Here is a 14441-nt window from a genome sequence, read left to right as displayed (position 1 = left end):
CATTCACCCCCGGGATATTTGCGGCAAGAAGAAATCAGCGGTCGGAGGGATGGTTGACGCCGTCGCTCCAGGGGACGGGTTCCAGTTCGCGCGGGTTCACGCCTTCGATGGCGCCCAGGTTGACGCCGTATTCGTTCGGGTTCGAGCGGCGCCGGTGATGCGTGTAGACGCCGCAGGTCGCGCAGAAGAAATGCCGCGCCGTTCCGGTCCCCCATCGATAGAGCGTCAGCCGGTCGGCGCCGCGGACCACCTCCAGCCCGTCGAGGGGCGCCGTCACCGCGGCGGCGCCGCGGCGCCGGCAGAAGGAGCAGTCGCAGCGCCGCGCCGTTGCAAGCCCGCCGGAGAGATGCACGCGCAGCTCGACCGCGCCGCAATGGCAAGTGACGGTGACGGGATCGGAGAAGGGGGCGGGTTCGGGCATGGCGCATCCTTTCGCGGCGGGTCCGCGCATATCGTAGCGGGGGCCGGCGCGGCGTGGAAGCGCCGGCGCGCCGCGGTTCAACGCCGCCGGCGCGGAACCCGCGGGATATGCGTGTGGCCGACGCGGTAGCGGGCCTCGGGCCAGGGTGGCGCGCCGGCGCCCGCGGCCCAGAAGCGCGGCCCGCCATGCGCGATCCAGACCGGCAGCGTCAGCCCGAGCCCGACCAGGAAGCCGCCGGCATGGGCCCAGTAGGCCACGCCGCCCGTGGCGTCCGTTGCCCCCAGGCCGCTGATCAGCTGGAAGGCGAACCAGATCCCCAGCATGACCCAGGCGGGCAGCGCCAGGATGCGCACATAGAAGAAGATGACGATCAGCACATCGACGCGGGCCCGCGGATAGAGCAGCAGATAGCCCCCCATCACGCCGGCCACCGCGCCTGAGGCCCCCACCATCGGCGCGGTGGTGAAGGGGGCGGTCGCGTATTGCGCCAGCGCCGCGGCTACGCCCGAGGCGAGGTAGAAGGCCAGGAACCCGGCATGGCCGAACATGTCTTCCAGGTTGTCGCCGAATATCCAGAGAAAGAGCATGTTGCCCGCGATATGCAGGAGCCCTCCGTGCAGGAACATGGAGGTGACCAGTCCGTGATACGCCTCGCCCCGGCTAACCCGCGCGGGCATCAGCGCCCAGTCGTGGAAGAAGCGCATCAGCGCCGGCGGGTCGTTGAAGAGCGGCCAGTAGGACAGGAAGACCAGCACATTCGCCGCGATCAGGCCCCAGGTGACCCAGGGCGTCGTGAGGGAGGGATTGTGATCGCGGATCGGGATCATGGGCGCTCCGGGGCTGCGCGGACATCCGACGCTGCCCCCTGGCGGCGGCCGGGTCAAGCCCGTGGCGCGCGGCGGCCGGGGCGTGGCGGACCGCCGCCCGGCCCGCCGCGCGGGGGGCGGTCCTCAGGCTTCGCCGCCCGCCGCCAGAAGCTGCGCGTTGCCGCCCGACGCGGTGGTGTCCACGCAGACATGGCGCTCCATCCAGAGCCGCGACGCTCCGCCTTCCTCGCAGATCAGCGGGATGAGCGGCCCATCGCGCCGCGCCAGCGCCTCGCGGCAGGCGCGGGCGGTCTCGGCGTCCCCCCACCAGAGCACCCCGTCGAGCGGGGCCAGGCTGGCCAGTGCCTCGGGGTCGAGCTGGCCGGAGACATCGCCGCCCTCGGAGACGGTGAGCGGCACGGCGCCGGTCGCGCGCACCTCGGCGGCCTGGCGGTCGGCGGCCCCGCGCCCTGGTCCCATGCAGAGAATCCGCCTGCGCGGATAGAGCGACAGACGGTTCGACTCGCCGGTCGGTCCGGGCATGTCGAGGACCTCATGCGGCGTATCGGGCACCGCGAGCGCATTGAGCGCCGCGGCCACGGCATCGACGGGCGCCGGCGGGGCGTCGTCCGGCGACAGGCTGGGCCGGGGCCGCGCGGTGAACCGTGGCACGTAGTTCGGCCCGCCCGCCTTGGGCCCGGTGCCCGACAGACCCTCGCCGCCAAAGGGCTGGCTGCCCACCACCGCGCCGATCTGGTTGCGGTTGACATACATGTTGCCGACCTCGATGCGGTCCACGATCTCCTGCACGCGGTCGTCGATCCGGGTGTGCAGCCCGAAGGTCAGCCCGTAGCCGGTGGCGTTGATCGCGTCGATGACACGGTGCAGGTCGCGCGACTTGAAGGTCGCCAGATGCAGGACCGGGCCGAAAATCTCCTGCCCCATCTCGCCTATTCCGCCCACGCGGATCACCGTGGGGCCGACGAAATTGCCGGTATTGGGTGTCGGCATTTCCTTGAGCACACGGCCTTCGCTGCGGGCGCGTTCGACATGCTCCACGATGCGGCTGCGGGCCTCGTCGTCGATGACCGGACCCACATCGGTGGAGAGGTCCCAGGGATTGCCGAGGCTGAGCTCCTCCATCGCGCCGAAGAGCATTCGGGTCAGCGTCGGCGCGATGTCCTCCTGCACGTAGAGGCAGCGCAGCGCCGAACAGCGCTGGCCGGCGCTCTGGAAGGACGAAGCGAGGATGTCGCGCACCGCCTGTTCGGGCAGCGCGGTGCTGTCCACGATCATCGCGTTGAGCCCGCCCGTCTCGGCGATGAGCGGGGCGTTGGGATCGAGCTTGGCGGCCATCGCGCGGTTGATCAGCATCGCAGTATCGGTGCCGCCTGTGAAACAGACGCCGTCCACCCGCGGATCGGAGGTGAGCGCCGCGCCCACCGTGCCGCCGTCGCCGGGCAGGAATTGCAGCGCGCTGCGGGGTACGCCGGCCTCATGCAGGAGTTTCACCGCCGCATGTGCGATGAGCGGGGTCTGTTCGGCGGGCTTGGCGACCACCGCGTTGCCCGCCGCCAGCGCCGCCGAAAGCTGCCCGGTGAAGATCGCCAGCGGGAAGTTCCAGGGCGAGATGCAGGCAAAGACGCCGCGCGCGGGGTTGGGCTGGTCGGTCTGCCCGGCATAGTAGCGCAGGAAATCCACCGCCTCGCGCAATTCGCCCACGGCGTCGAGCTGGGTCTTGCCCGCCTCGCGCGCGACGATCGCGAAGACCAGACCGAAATCACGTTCGTAGAGATCGGCGGCCCGGCGCAGCACCTCGGCGCGTTCCGCCGGCCCGGCCTCCCAGGGCGTCGCGGCGGCCAGCGCGGTCTCCACATCCTCGGGCGAGGCGTCGGTCACATGCCCCACCTTGTCGGTTGGATCGGCCGGGTTCATCGCGTCATGGGCGGGCCCGTCCTTTGATTTGCCCGCTATGATCGGAGCGGCCTCGAAGACGGTATCGCGCCAAGGCGCGCGGGCGGCCTCGATATCGGCAAGATCCTCGGGATCTGTCAGGTCCCAGCCGCGCGCATTCACCCGGCCCTCGCCGAAGATCGCGGACGGGTGGTCGATCACCGGGTTCTCAGGCGCGCCGATATACTGCGCCACCGCCGCGAACGGGTCGGCGGCGACTTCGGACGCCGGTACGTCGGGGTCGAGGATCTGGTTGACGAAGGAGGAGTTGGCGCCATTCTCCAGCAGCCGGCGGACCAGATAGGCCAGCAGGTCGCGATGCGCGCCGACCGGCGCGTAGATCCGGCAACGGGTCTTCTCCTCGGCCAGGACGATGTCGTGGAGCCGCTCGCCCATGCCGTGCAGACGCTGGAACTCGAACGCATCGCGCCGGTCGCTGCCCATCTCCAGGATCGCCGCCACAGTATGGGCGTTGTGGGTGGCAAACTGCGGATAGATGCGGTCGGTCATGCGCAGGAGCTTGCGGGCATTGGCGATATAGCTGACGTCGGTGGACGCCTTGCGCGAGAAGACCGGGAAGCCGTCCAGCCCCAAGACCTGCGCGCGCTTCACCTCGGTGTCCCAGTAAGCGCCCTTGACGAGCCGCACCATGATCTTGCGGTCGAGCTTGCCGGCCAGCGCGTAGAGCCAGTCGAGAACATGGCCCGCGCGCGGCCCGTAGGCCTGCACGACGACGCCGAACCCGTCCCAGCCCGCCAGCCGCGGGTCCGAGAGTACCTTCTCGATCACGTCGAGCGACAGGTCCAGCCGGTCGGCCTCCTCGGCGTCGATATTGAGGCCCATGCCGGCATCCTTGGCCTGCCGGGCGAGACCAGCCAGGCGCGGGGCGAGTTCGCTCATCACGCGGTCGCGCTGCGCGACCTCGTAGCGGGCATGGAGCGCCGAGAGCTTCACGGAAATGCCGGGGTTCATGCGGATGTCGCCCTTGTCGCAGGCTTCCGCCATTTCCGCGATCGCGTCGGAATAGGCGCGCTGGTAGCGGCGTGCGTCGGCATCGGTGCGCGCCGCCTCGCCCAGCATGTCGTAGGAGTAGCTGTAGCCCTTGGCTTCCATCGCGCGGGCGCGGCGCATCGCCGATTGCACCGTCTCGCCCAGCACGAACTGGCGGCCCATCTCGCGCATGGCGCGGCCGACGGCGGTTCGGATCACCGGCTCTCCCAGACGCCGGACCGCGCCGCGCAGCGTGCCCGCCAGGCCGCGCTCGTGCTCGTCGTCGAGCACCTTGCCGGTCAGCATCAGCGCCCATGTGGAGGCGTTGACCAGCGAGGAGGACGAATGTCCCAGATGCTTGCCCCAGTCGCTGGGTGCGATCTTGTCCTCGATCAGCGCGTCGATCGTGTCGGCGTCGGGCACCCGCAGCAGAGCCTCGGCCAGGCACATCAGCGCGATGCCTTCCTCGGTCGAGAGCCCGTATTCGGCCAGGAAGACCTCCATCAGGCCGGGGCCGGCAGAGGTCCGGATCTTTTCAACCAGCTTGGCCCCGCGGTTCTGGATCGCGCTTCGGGCTGCATCGTCCAGATCGGCCTCGGCAATCAGGTGGCGCAGCACCGCACCCTCGTCGGGCAGGGTGTCGGTGCGCATCGCGGAACGGATTTTGGCAAGCGAGTCGGTCATGGTCGAGCCTCCAGGATTTGCGCCAATATATCCGATGGTATGCAGGACGATTGGCTTATTGCAGCAAATATGGCAGAGCTTTTCCTGAATTGCGATTATCTACCGGGAAAAACGACAATGAAAGCCGCCGATCTCGACCGATTTGACCTCGCGATCCTGCGCGTGCTCTCCACAGACGGGCGCATCACAGTAACCGATCTGGCGCGTGCCATCGGCCTGTCGAAATCGCCCACCCAGGCACGACTCAGGCGGCTGGAGAGCGAAGGCGTCATCATTGGCTACAGGGTGTTGCTCGACCCGATCAAGCTGGGGCGCGACCATATCTCGTTCGTGGAGGTGAAGCTGACCGACACCAAGGCGGCGGCGCTCGATGCGTTCAACCGTGCCGTGGTGCAGATCCCCGAGGTCGAGCAGTGTCACATGCTGGCCGCCGGCTTCGACTACCTGCTCAAGGTGCGCACCAGCGACATGGCCACTTACCGGCACGTGATGGGCGAGAAGATCTCGGCGCTTCCCTATGTCTCGCACACCTCGACCTATGTCGCGATGGAGGCGGTCAAGGACGACATGGCATGAGCCGGTCTTCGCGCCGGGGACAGAGGCTCAGCGGCGGGTAGAGCCGCCCGCGTAAACCTCGACCGGCACCGGCTGGACCTCCGGAATCGGGTCGCGGCGGCCGCCGGTCCCGTCCTCCTCGGGCTCGGCCATGCCCATCACGCGGATGCCGATCTGCACGCCGCCGAAGGTGATGCCGCTGAACCAGACCAGCATGACCACGGCCAGCCAGCCCTCCGGCGAATGGGTGACCAGATGTCCCAGATTGGCGACGTTGAACCACAGAAGCATCCCGGTGAAAACGGCCCCCAGCACCACACCGATGAAGCCGTGGAAGATGAAGAGTTTCACAAGACGTGGCATTGGGGGCCTCCGTTCATTCCGTGAGCGTTCCCTTTGAATGTAGGCCTTCGCACCCCCGGTTGCCAATGACGATCTGACGCAGCGCGCCTGTCGGCATGGTGCTGCCGGGGCGGTGGTACCCGCGGCCGGACTCGAACCGGCACGGCCTTTCGGCCCAGGGATTTTAAGTCCCATGTGTCTACCATTCCACCACGCGGGCCCGTGGAGCGTCTGCCTCATTGGGTAGGTCGGAACGGTGCCGGGCGCAAGCCTCAGGCGCCGCGTTCCGCGTAGCCCGCCACGATCGCCGCCGCGCGTTCGGGCGTCAGCACGGGCGGCATCAGCGTCAGCACCGCACCCGCGGCGTCGAGCAGGTAGACGAAGCTGCCATGCGCGTAGATCGGACCGTCGAACGGGTCTTCGAAGACCAGCTCGTGCTCCACCTGAAAGGCGTCATAGGCGCGCCTGAGCGCATCCTCACTGCCCGTCAGACCGATGAAGTCGGGGTGCAACTCGGCCAGCGGTTCGGCCATGCCCGCCGGCGTGTCGCGGGCCGGATCGACGGTGATCATCACGGGCGTGACGCCGATCCCCCGCGCGGCGAGCAAATCGGCTGTCTGTGCCATCATCGGCATCGCGGCCGAGCAGATGCTGGGGCAGTTGGCATAGCCGAAGAAGAGCAGTTGCAGATCGCCTTCCGGGTCGGCCTCGCTGCGGCTCCGCCCGTGCTGATCGGTCAATCTGAAGGGGCCGCCCAGCGCGAAGGGCAGCGCGTCCGCCGCCGCCGGACCGGGGTGATCGTCGGCGGAATCGTGCGCGCCCGCCGCGCCCGCGACCAGCGCGAGGGAAAGGCAGAGCGCCAGCGGCCGCATCAGAACCAGTCCTCGATGAAGGCCGCGTCAGCCTCCTCTCCGAGGCCCAGATAGCCATGCGCCTCGATCTCCGCGCGGATGCGCGGGTCGCGCCGGAACCAGGGGCCTTTGCCCGGCGCGTCGGGATGCGCCTCGGCCCATTCGCCCGTCCAGCGGTCCGCCTTGACCCAGTCGCCGCCCGCCTCGCGGATGCGCTGCACCAGGTAGATGTTGCGCGCGCCCAGATCGGGGTCGTCGATCATCAGCCCGTCGACCTCCACCTCGCGGCCGCAATAGGGCAGAAGCTCCACCACCGCGCCGGTAAAGGCGGGCTGGGCGTTCTTGTTGGGATAGACGAGGACGCCATCGGCGCTGCGCTCGAGCCCGAGCTGCCGGCGGCCGTCGCCGCAGTTTTCCGGGCAGTCGCCGGTCAACTCGCACAGGATGTCCACGACGCGGGCCTCGAAGCGCGCGGGCTGTTCGGCGGCGAGGTTCCAGGATTTCGCCTCGGAGCCTTCGGAGAAGTCTTGCGCGGCAACGGGCGCGGCCAGAAGGCACGCGGCGAGCGGGGCGGCGATGCGCTGTCCGAGCTGCCTCATTGGTTCGGGTCCGGAATGGCGAAGCCCGGCACGGGGCCGAAATCCTCATGGTTGGGATTGGTGATGCCGGCGTCGCTCACGACGTCCTCCACCACGATGTAATTGATGCCGTCGCGGGTGTAGAGCATGCCGTCCGCGGTGATGGTATGCGAGGCCAGCCGGAGCTGCGTGTCGCCGCCCGCCGAACCGTCATCGCCCTCGATCTTGAGTACCATGTAGACGGTGCCATCCTCGGCCAGAAGCCCCACCGGGATACCGCCCGCCGAGCACCAGAGCGCGCAGGTATGATGCGCCGTGCCCTGCACCGCGTCGGGGCCGCCCATGACGCCGGAGTAATAACACCAGGTGTCGATCATCTCTCCCGTGATCTGCACCCGCTCGCCCTCGGCGGCCAAAACTGGCGTGGCCATCATCGCCGCAACGGCGGCGCTCAGCATTCGGTGTTTCATCCGGTGGCCTCCCCATGTCCGGTTGGTATCGGCAAGCATGACACGGGGCGGGCCGCTTTCAAACACACGGCACGATCACGATTTTACCGGCGGGGGTCACAGCTCCTCGCCCGGCTCCGCGAGCAGCATGCCCCTCTCCGGCAGCCAGGGGTTGAGCGTCAGCGCCTCGCGCAGGACCGCCTGGCCGGCCTTGATCCGGCCCAGGTTCATCAGCGTCACCGCCTTGCCGGCCATCGCGGCCACATGTTGCGGATCGCGTGCCAGCGCCCGGTTGAGATCCTCCAGCGCATAGCCGTACTGGCCGCGCAGGAAATGCACGAAGCCGCGCTGGTTGTAGCCCTCGGCGTAATGTGGGCAGTAGTTAACCAATGCGTCGAACGCGTCATGCGCGGCCTCGAAATCATAGGATGCGCGCCGCTCCATGCCACGGTCCAGCAGATCCTGCGCCCGGTCGTCCGGCGCGGTGGCCCAGAACTCCCAGAGCGCGTTCATGGCGATCCTTCCGGCCCGCGCATCCGGGGCCTCGTGCGCCTCGGCCAGAAGCTGCGCCCGTTCCCCGGCCCGGTCGGGCAGGGGCGGGCAGGTGTCGCCGAGCGCCGGGGCGCCCAGCATCAGGAGGGCGAGAAGTGTCCTCATGGTTTGAAATGGTGGCACGGTTTCCGCGCCGGTCAACCCGGCTCGCGCGGACGTGTGATCAGCCGGGCGCCAGTCCCAGACGCTCAGCCGGGAAGCCCGCGGCGGCGAAGCGTGCCAGCACCGCCTCCGTGAAATCCGGGTCGTGCAGCGACAGGCAGTTTTGCGCGAAATACCAGTGGATAAACTGCGCATGGCCCCCGCGCCGGGTCAGGGCGCGGTCCAGTGCGGTGGGAAACTCCGCCGGGTCGCGCACGGTTTCGGCATTGTGATGAAAGTCCGAGCGGCCGAAGAGGATCGCGGGCTTGCGGTGCAGGAAGCCTTCCATCGCCACGGCGGAATTGACCGAGACGGTGACGCAGCAGGCGGCCAGGATGTCATGCACATTGGCGTCGGTGGGGTGCAGGTCGTGGCCCTCGGCCATCAGGTCGGCCACCAGCGCGATATCGTCCATCCCGCTGCCCAGCGGATGGCCCTTGACGACGACCGGCCGCCCGCCCGCGTGCCGCGCCACACAGCGCAGCATCTCTTCCGCGCTGCAATGGGCGGAGCCGTCGCGATAGGGGGTGCGGCCCTGCAGGAAGACCGCGATCGCGCCTTCGGGCACGGGGGTCTTCGCACGCATCTGCTGGTAGCGGGAGTGCCGCTTCACCACCAGCCGCCGGCGCAGCGCCTGAAAGAGCGGATCGGCCCTGCGGAAGGGCACGGTGCCGGGGTCGTAGGCGCGCCCGGCGATGGAACTGTCGCAGAGAACCCCGCGCGGGTCGAGATGCCAGTAGGGTTCGATATAGGCCAGCGCCGCGTTCAGCACGTTGTGCCGTCGCTGCCGTCCGTTCCAAAGGATATGCAGATGCGCGTCGGGAAAGCGCGGGTCAACGGAACCGTCGTCGGGCGATGTTTGGGGCGGCGGCTCGATCGGCAGCACCCGGATCGCCGCGCCGCGCGGGGCCAGCGCCTCCTCGATGCGGCGGAAAATCCGCAGATGCTGGGCATTGCGGAACCCTTCCAGGTCCTTCGCGGGAAGATGGAACCGGATTTCCGCCTGCATGCGCCGCCTCAGGCGCGCTGCCCGGCGAAGCGCGCCTGCCAGTCTTCGCGTTCGGCATCCGCGATCTTGCGGAAGAGGTTATCAGGCACAGTGAAGGCATGGCCGGGCGGGAGTGCGGTCAGAGCGGTTTCGACGCCGCTCGGCCAGGTTCTGTCTTCGCAATTCATGGCCTCCAGTACCCGGTCGGACGTGTCGGGGATGAAGGGTGCTGAGACGATGGCATAGAACCGGATCAGGTTGAGCGACCAACGGATTCGCGCGGCGGCCTCATCCTCGTCCTGCTTGTACAAGGCCCACGGTTCCGCCGCCTGAAGCCACTCGTTCCCAAGCGCCCACATCGCGCGAAGCTCGCGCGCTGCCTTGCGAATATCCATTTCGGCCATGTGACGTTGGTAGTTGTTCATGTAGCCTTGAAATGCGTCTCGCGTAGCCGCATCGAAGGGCATGTCAGGACCGCCCTCCGGCACCGCCTCGCCAAATTTCGAGCGGCAGAACTTGGTCACGCGAGAGACGAAATTGCCCAGCACATCGGCCAGGTCCTTGTTCACGCTGGCCTGGAAATTCTCCCAGGTAAACTCGGCATCGGAATTTTCCGGCGCGTGGCTCAGCAGCCACCAGCGCCAGTAATCCGCCGGCAGGATCTCGAGCGCCTGGTCCATGAAGACACCGCGCCCCTGGCTGGTGGAGAACTGCCCGCCGTCGTAATTGAGGTAGTTGAAGGACTTGATGTAATCGACGAGCTTCCAGGGCTCGCCCGAGCCCATGATCGTGGCGGGAAAGCTCAGCGTGTGGAAAGGCACGTTGTCCTTGCCCATGAACTGCACGTAGCGCACGTCCTCCGCGCCCTCGTCGAGCCGCCACCAGCGCCGCCAGGCGGCTTCGTCCAGCCCGTTCGCATCCGCCCATTCGGCGGTCGCGGCGATATATTCGATGGGCGCGTCGAACCAGACGTAGAAGACCTTGCCCTCCATGCCGGACCAGGGCGCGCCGTCGAATTGCACCGGCACGCCCCAGTCCAGATCGCGGGTGATGCCGCGGTCCTGCAGCCCGTCGCCGTCATTGAGCCATTTCTTTGCGATCGAGGTGGTCAGGACCGGCCAGTCGGTCTTGCTGTCGATCCACTCCGCCAGCTTGCCGCGCATCGCCGACTGGCGCAGGTAGAGGTGCCGCGTCTCGCGCACTTCCAGATCGGTGGAGCCCGAGACGGCGGAGCGCGGCTCGATCAGGTCGGTGGGGTCAAGCTGCTTGGTGCAGTTCTCGCACTGGTCGCCGCGCGCCTTGTCATAGCCGCAATTGGGGCAGGTGCCCTCAATATAGCGGTCGGGCAGGAAGCGGCCGTCGGCGACGGAATAGACCTGGGATTCAGTCACTTCCTCGATCAGCCCGGCCTCGGCCAGCCGTGCGGCGAAATGCTGCGTCAGCGCGCGGTTGCGCGCCGAGGAGGAGCGCCCGAAATGATCGAAGGAAAGCCGGAAACCGTCGCTCAGCGCCTTCTGGACCTCGTACATCTCGGCGCAGTATTCAGCGACCGGCTTGCCGGCCTTGGCGGCGGCCAGTTCGGCGGGCGTGCCGTGCTCGTCCGTGGCGCAGATGAACATCACCTCATGCCCGCGTGCCCGCGCGTAGCGGGCGTAGAGATCGGCGGGCAACTGGCTGCCCACCAGATTGCCCAGATGCTTGATCCCGTTGATATAGGGGATCGCCGAGGTGATGAGGATGCGTGCCATGTCTGTCCCTTGGCCAATGCCGTGTCCGGCACGGTCTAGCGCAGCCGCGCGCCGGGTTCTAGAGCGGCCTTCCTTCGATCTGCCACATATGCCTTGCTCGGGGTTCACCTGCTGGCCCCGTGCGGGATCGAGGCCGCAGGCCGCCGCGCGATTGCCAGCGCCGCCCCGACGGGCTGGAGATGCGGTGGCGTCCGCGCAAAGCTCCGATCCTGTTCGGACATGGCCGGGATAAAGTGGGCCGCTCATATGTCGGATCGCCATCCCGCGGTCTGGCAACCCCGCGGCTCGTCTCCGAATGTGCTGGCGGCCGCACTTCGGACAACGGGGTTCAGGGAAGTGGCTCTAGCGGCGATCCGGTGCGGCGCGTTCGCGCCCGTTGCGCAAGAGCCGCCCCACGATGGCCGAGGTGCGGGGCGTGTACACATAGCGGGTCTGGCGCGGTGCCCGGCGTGCCATCCGCATCCGGTAGAGCCCGAAGGCGAGCAGCCCAAGATGCGCCGCCGAGATGAAGCCAAACATCGCCGCCGGCCCCAGAGCCGCGATCAGGGCCGAAACGATCAGCGGGCTCGCGATCGCGCCAGTGGCGTAGAGAAAGAGCAGGCTGGCGTTCAGTTCCACCGCCTGATCGGGGGTCGCGAAATCGTTGGCATGGGCGGTCGAGACCGAGAAGATCGGGAAGGTCACCATGCCGAAGACCACCGCTGCGCCCAGCACCGCGGTGGAGCCGCCATCGGCCAGCATCACCGTCATCCCCGAGGCGCCGACCGAGAGCAGTGAGAGCCAGGCCAGGACATGCCGCCGGTCGAAGCGGTCGGCGAACCATCCGACCGGGTATTGCGCCAGCGCGCCGCCCAGCACGAAGGCGGCCAGGAAGAGCGCGATCTGCCCGGTGGCGAGCCCCACCTCCTGCGCGTAGAGCGGCCCCACCATGCGGAAGGAGGCGCCCGAGAGCCCCGCCACAAGAACGCCCGCCGCAGCCAGCGGCGACAGCCGGATCGCCATGACCGGACGCAGCCGGGGCGCGGCCATCGTCACGGGCTCGGCGCTGCGGGTCAGCGCCAGCGGCAAGAGCGCCGCGGAGCAGAGTATGGCCAGCAGGTTGTAGGAGACATAGCTTGCGGGCTCCAGCACCCCGATCAGCAATTGCGCGCCAAGCCCGGCCAGCAGATCGACCAGCCGGTAGACCCCCATCGCGCGGCCGCGCGTCGCGTTGGTCAGCCGCGCCTGCATCCAGGCCTCGATCACCGTGTAGCAACCCGCCACGCAGAGCCCGGTCAGCATCCGCATCCCGGCCCAGGCCAGCGGTGCGACCAGCAGCATATGCATCAGGATGCCGATCGTGCCGGCGGCGGTGAAGGCGGCGAAGGCGCGCGCGTGGCCGACCGTGCCCAGAAGCCGCGGCGCCCACCAGCAGCCGATGAAGAAGCCCAGGAAATGGGCCGAGCCCAGCAGGCCGACCTCGGCCGCGGTGAAGCCCGAGGCCAGCCCGGAGAGCGCGTCGAGCGGTGCGATCCCGCCCGAGGAGAGCTGGAGCAGCGTCACCGACAGGAACAGGGCGGCAAAGGAGATCAGCAGGCGCATCGGGCCGCTCCGGCAGGGTGTCGCGGGCAGATTGCCCCGGCGGCGACCCGGCGCGCAGTGCCGCCAGCGTCACCGGATGGCGGTTTTGTGCCTTGGTTCCCCAAACGGTGGTTCGTCAGTCCTGCCGCTCCACCCGCGCCATGATATCGAGCCCGACGCGGTCGCCCACCAGCCCGGAATAGGCGGTGGAGCCGAAATCGCTGCGGTTGAGCGCGCCCGTCAGGCGCAGGGTTATGCGGCTCAGATCCCCCGGTTCGGTGCCGCGCTGCCGGTAGAGCCGGGCCAGCAGGACCATGTCGCGTTCGACCCCGCGCATCCGCACACGCCCTGAAATGCGCGCGCGGTTCGGCCCGTCCGCGCGAACCGATGTGCTTCGAAACGAGATCACCGGGTAATCCGCCGCGTCCAGCCCGCCTGCACCACGCACCGCCTGCGTGGCCAGGATGAAGCCCGCGCGGGTGCGGGTGGCGTCGAGCCGCACCGACACGCGCGACCGGCTGATCGCCGAGAAGTCGAGCTGCAGGTCGGCGTCGATGATCGGGATGCTGCCGCGGACCCAGTCGCCGTCCAGTTCGTAGATGAAGTCCACATCCGAACGCGCGGCGTCGAGCACGTATCGCTCCGGCGCGGCGGCCGCGATCAGCGGCCAGCAGCAGAGAAGGACAAGGATCGTGGCACGCAGACGCATCGGCCGGGCCTTTCGCATCCACAGGTAGCACGTCCACGCCCGGAGGCGATCACTTTCGCGCGACCAGCGGCAAGCGCGTCGCTCAGGCGAAGGCGTCGGGCTTGGCCTCGCGCGCCATGTGGTCGAGCACAGCGTTGACGAATTTGACCTCGCGACCCTCGGGATAGAAGGCCTTGGCCACTTCCACAAACTCGTTGACCACCACGCGCGGCGGCGTGTCGCGGCCCACCAGTTCGGCGCCTGCGGCGCGGAACAGCGCCCGGAGCGTCGGGTCGATGCGCGCGATCGGCCATTTCGCAACCAGCGCGCGGTCCGTCATCTGGTCGATCTTCGCCTGCCGCTCCACCGCGCCTTCGAGCAGCGCGCGGAAGAGCCACAGGTCGGCCTCCGCCAGTTCCTCCTCGTCGCCGAGGGTGGCGCCCAGCCGATGCGTCTCGAACTCGTGGCGCACATCGTCGAGCGCACCGCCCGTCGCCTCCATCTGGAAAAGCGCCTGGACGGCGTTGAGCCGGGCTGCGGCGCGGGCGCGCTGCATCGTCTCACGGTCTGAATGGGCGGTCATGTGCGTTGCGGCCCCGTTTTGTCGCTTTCGGCGATGCGGAATTCCTCGGATGCGGGACGGAAGCCGATGCCCTTGGGGCTGCCGGTGTATTTCCGGAAAAGCGCGACCAGATGCAGCGCCGCGGCCGCCGCGCCGCCGCCCTTGTCCATCTCCGCGGGATCGGCCCGGACCTCGGCCTGGGCACGGTTCTCGACCGTCAGGATACCGTTGCCGATATGCGCGCCCTCGAGTCCCAGCAGCATGAGCGCGCGGGAGCTGTCGTTGCAGACCGTCTCATAATGCGTGGTCTCGCCCCGGATCACGCAGCCCAGCGCCACGAAGCCGTCGAAATTCGACTGCCGGTGCGCGATGCGGATCGCCACGGGCACCTCCAGCGCGCCCGGCACCTCGACCAGTTCGGCGGTGGCGCCGGCCGCCTCGATGACCGCGCGCGCGCCCTTGACAAGGTTGTCGGCGATGTCGCGGTAAAAGGGCGCGACCACGATCAGCAGCTTCACCGGCTTGTCGAATTTCGGCAGCGCCAGCGCGTCCTGTGTCTCATGTCCGGCCATG

General features: G+C 68.5%; 15 protein-coding genes and 1 tRNA gene. 1 reads left to right on the top strand and 15 read right to left on the bottom strand.

Features of this window, described 5'->3' with window-relative positions:
- Positions 1 to 34: 34 nt before the first annotated feature.
- The 3 genes from DDZ14_RS05845 to putA all read right to left on the bottom strand — a co-directional run bounded on the left by DDZ14_RS05845 (position 35) and on the right by putA (position 4854).
- The gene (locus tag DDZ14_RS05845; RefSeq protein ID WP_109424106.1) at positions 35 to 421 is read right to left on the bottom strand and encodes a GFA family protein; all 387 of its coding nucleotides are present in this window, start codon (positions 419 to 421) and stop codon (positions 35 to 37) included.
- 77 nt (positions 422 to 498) lie between these two features.
- Positions 499 to 1248 carry a rhomboid family intramembrane serine protease gene (locus DDZ14_RS05840; RefSeq protein ID WP_109424011.1) on the bottom strand — a complete coding sequence of 250 codons (750 nt, stop codon included), beginning with the start codon at positions 1246 to 1248 and terminating at the stop codon, positions 499 to 501.
- Between the two features lie 123 nt (positions 1249 to 1371).
- Positions 1372 to 4854, bottom strand: a complete 3483-nt coding sequence (putA, locus tag DDZ14_RS05835; protein WP_109424010.1) for a bifunctional proline dehydrogenase/L-glutamate gamma-semialdehyde dehydrogenase PutA — start codon at positions 4852 to 4854, stop codon at positions 1372 to 1374.
- A 117-nt stretch (positions 4855 to 4971) separates the two neighbouring features.
- Here putA and DDZ14_RS05830 point away from each other — a divergent pair, with 117 nt between their 5' ends.
- Positions 4972 to 5430, top strand: coding sequence for an Lrp/AsnC family transcriptional regulator (locus DDZ14_RS05830; protein WP_109424009.1), 459 nt, complete (start codon positions 4972 to 4974; stop codon positions 5428 to 5430).
- Between the two features lie 27 nt (positions 5431 to 5457).
- Here DDZ14_RS05830 and DDZ14_RS05825 read toward each other — a convergent pair whose 3' ends face one another.
- The 12 genes from DDZ14_RS05825 to DDZ14_RS05770 all read right to left on the bottom strand — a co-directional run bounded on the left by DDZ14_RS05825 (position 5458) and on the right by DDZ14_RS05770 (position 14440).
- On the bottom strand, positions 5458 to 5772 hold the full coding sequence (locus tag DDZ14_RS05825) for a hypothetical protein (RefSeq protein ID WP_109424008.1): 315 nt from the start codon (positions 5770 to 5772) through the stop codon (positions 5458 to 5460).
- A 113-nt stretch (positions 5773 to 5885) separates the two neighbouring features.
- A tRNA-Leu gene (locus DDZ14_RS05820) sits at positions 5886 to 5971 on the bottom strand.
- Between the two features lie 52 nt (positions 5972 to 6023).
- A complete protein-coding gene (locus DDZ14_RS05815; protein ID WP_109424007.1) occupies positions 6024 to 6623 on the bottom strand; it encodes an SCO family protein in 600 nt (199 codons plus the stop codon).
- Positions 6623 to 7201, bottom strand: coding sequence for a hypothetical protein (locus DDZ14_RS05810; RefSeq protein WP_233252496.1), 579 nt, complete (start codon positions 7199 to 7201; stop codon positions 6623 to 6625). Before DDZ14_RS05810 ends, DDZ14_RS05815 begins: the two co-directional genes overlap by 1 nt.
- Positions 7198 to 7650 carry a hypothetical protein gene (locus tag DDZ14_RS05805; RefSeq protein WP_109424006.1) on the bottom strand — a complete coding sequence of 151 codons (453 nt, stop codon included), beginning with the start codon at positions 7648 to 7650 and terminating at the stop codon, positions 7198 to 7200. The genes DDZ14_RS05810 and DDZ14_RS05805 overlap by 4 nt, the downstream gene beginning before the upstream one ends.
- A 96-nt stretch (positions 7651 to 7746) precedes the next feature.
- Positions 7747 to 8286 (bottom strand): tetratricopeptide repeat protein, encoded by a 540-nt coding sequence (locus tag DDZ14_RS05800; protein ID WP_109424005.1) that lies wholly within the window; start codon positions 8284 to 8286, stop codon positions 7747 to 7749.
- 58 nt (positions 8287 to 8344) lie between these two features.
- Positions 8345 to 9331 carry a hypothetical protein gene (locus DDZ14_RS05795; protein WP_109424004.1) on the bottom strand — a complete coding sequence of 329 codons (987 nt, stop codon included), beginning with the start codon at positions 9329 to 9331 and terminating at the stop codon, positions 8345 to 8347.
- 8 nt (positions 9332 to 9339) lie between these two features.
- Positions 9340 to 11058 carry a methionine--tRNA ligase gene (gene metG / locus DDZ14_RS05790; protein ID WP_109424003.1) on the bottom strand — a complete coding sequence of 573 codons (1719 nt, stop codon included), beginning with the start codon at positions 11056 to 11058 and terminating at the stop codon, positions 9340 to 9342.
- Between the two features lie 342 nt (positions 11059 to 11400).
- Positions 11401 to 12639 carry an MFS transporter gene (locus DDZ14_RS05785; protein WP_109424002.1) on the bottom strand — a complete coding sequence of 413 codons (1239 nt, stop codon included), beginning with the start codon at positions 12637 to 12639 and terminating at the stop codon, positions 11401 to 11403.
- Between the two features lie 115 nt (positions 12640 to 12754).
- Positions 12755 to 13327, bottom strand: coding sequence for a YceI family protein (locus tag DDZ14_RS05780; RefSeq protein ID WP_109424001.1), 573 nt, complete (start codon positions 13325 to 13327; stop codon positions 12755 to 12757).
- Positions 13328 to 13409: 82 nt separating this feature from the next.
- Positions 13410 to 13889 carry a transcription antitermination factor NusB gene (gene nusB / locus DDZ14_RS05775; RefSeq protein ID WP_109424000.1) on the bottom strand — a complete coding sequence of 160 codons (480 nt, stop codon included), beginning with the start codon at positions 13887 to 13889 and terminating at the stop codon, positions 13410 to 13412.
- Positions 13886 to 14440, bottom strand: a complete 555-nt coding sequence (locus DDZ14_RS05770; RefSeq protein ID WP_109423999.1) for a 6,7-dimethyl-8-ribityllumazine synthase — start codon at positions 14438 to 14440, stop codon at positions 13886 to 13888. Before DDZ14_RS05770 ends, nusB begins: the two co-directional genes overlap by 4 nt.
- Position 14441 lies beyond the last annotated feature (1 nt).

The organism is Maritimibacter sp. 55A14, from assembly GCF_003122205.1.
Lineage (GTDB): Bacteria > Pseudomonadota > Alphaproteobacteria > Rhodobacterales > Rhodobacteraceae > QEYE01.
Note: the sequence above shows the minus strand (reverse complement) of the source record. Positions and strands in the feature narration are given on the sequence as shown.

Excerpts from the sequence above, each read along its gene's own strand:
- metG (WP_109424003.1), bottom strand. The coding sequence starts at position 11,058 with ATGGCACGCATCCTCATCACCTCGGCGATCCCCTATATCAACGGGATC.
- nusB (WP_109424000.1), bottom strand. The coding sequence starts at position 13,889 with ATGACCGCCCATTCAGACCGTGAGACGATGCAGCGCGCCCGCGCCGCA.
- DDZ14_RS05795 (WP_109424004.1), bottom strand. The coding sequence starts at position 9,331 with ATGCAGGCGGAAATCCGGTTCCATCTTCCCGCGAAGGACCTGGAAGGG.
- putA (WP_109424010.1), bottom strand. The coding sequence starts at position 4,854 with ATGACCGACTCGCTTGCCAAAATCCGTTCCGCGATGCGCACCGACACC.
- DDZ14_RS05770 (WP_109423999.1), bottom strand. The coding sequence starts at position 14,440 with ATGGCCGGACATGAGACACAGGACGCGCTGGCGCTGCCGAAATTCGAC.
- DDZ14_RS05815 (WP_109424007.1), bottom strand. The coding sequence starts at position 6,623 with ATGCGGCCGCTGGCGCTCTGCCTTTCCCTCGCGCTGGTCGCGGGCGCG.
- DDZ14_RS05825 (WP_109424008.1), bottom strand. The coding sequence starts at position 5,772 with ATGCCACGTCTTGTGAAACTCTTCATCTTCCACGGCTTCATCGGTGTG.
- DDZ14_RS05780 (WP_109424001.1), bottom strand. The coding sequence starts at position 13,327 with ATGCGTCTGCGTGCCACGATCCTTGTCCTTCTCTGCTGCTGGCCGCTG.
- DDZ14_RS05810 (WP_233252496.1), bottom strand. The coding sequence starts at position 7,201 with ATGAGGCAGCTCGGACAGCGCATCGCCGCCCCGCTCGCCGCGTGCCTT.
- DDZ14_RS05785 (WP_109424002.1), bottom strand. The coding sequence starts at position 12,639 with ATGCGCCTGCTGATCTCCTTTGCCGCCCTGTTCCTGTCGGTGACGCTG.
- DDZ14_RS05840 (WP_109424011.1), bottom strand. The coding sequence starts at position 1,248 with ATGATCCCGATCCGCGATCACAATCCCTCCCTCACGACGCCCTGGGTC.
- DDZ14_RS05805 (WP_109424006.1), bottom strand. The coding sequence starts at position 7,650 with ATGAAACACCGAATGCTGAGCGCCGCCGTTGCGGCGATGATGGCCACG.
- DDZ14_RS05845 (WP_109424106.1), bottom strand. The coding sequence starts at position 421 with ATGCCCGAACCCGCCCCCTTCTCCGATCCCGTCACCGTCACTTGCCAT.
- DDZ14_RS05800 (WP_109424005.1), bottom strand. The coding sequence starts at position 8,286 with ATGAGGACACTTCTCGCCCTCCTGATGCTGGGCGCCCCGGCGCTCGGC.
- DDZ14_RS05830 (WP_109424009.1), top strand. The coding sequence starts at position 4,972 with ATGAAAGCCGCCGATCTCGACCGATTTGACCTCGCGATCCTGCGCGTG.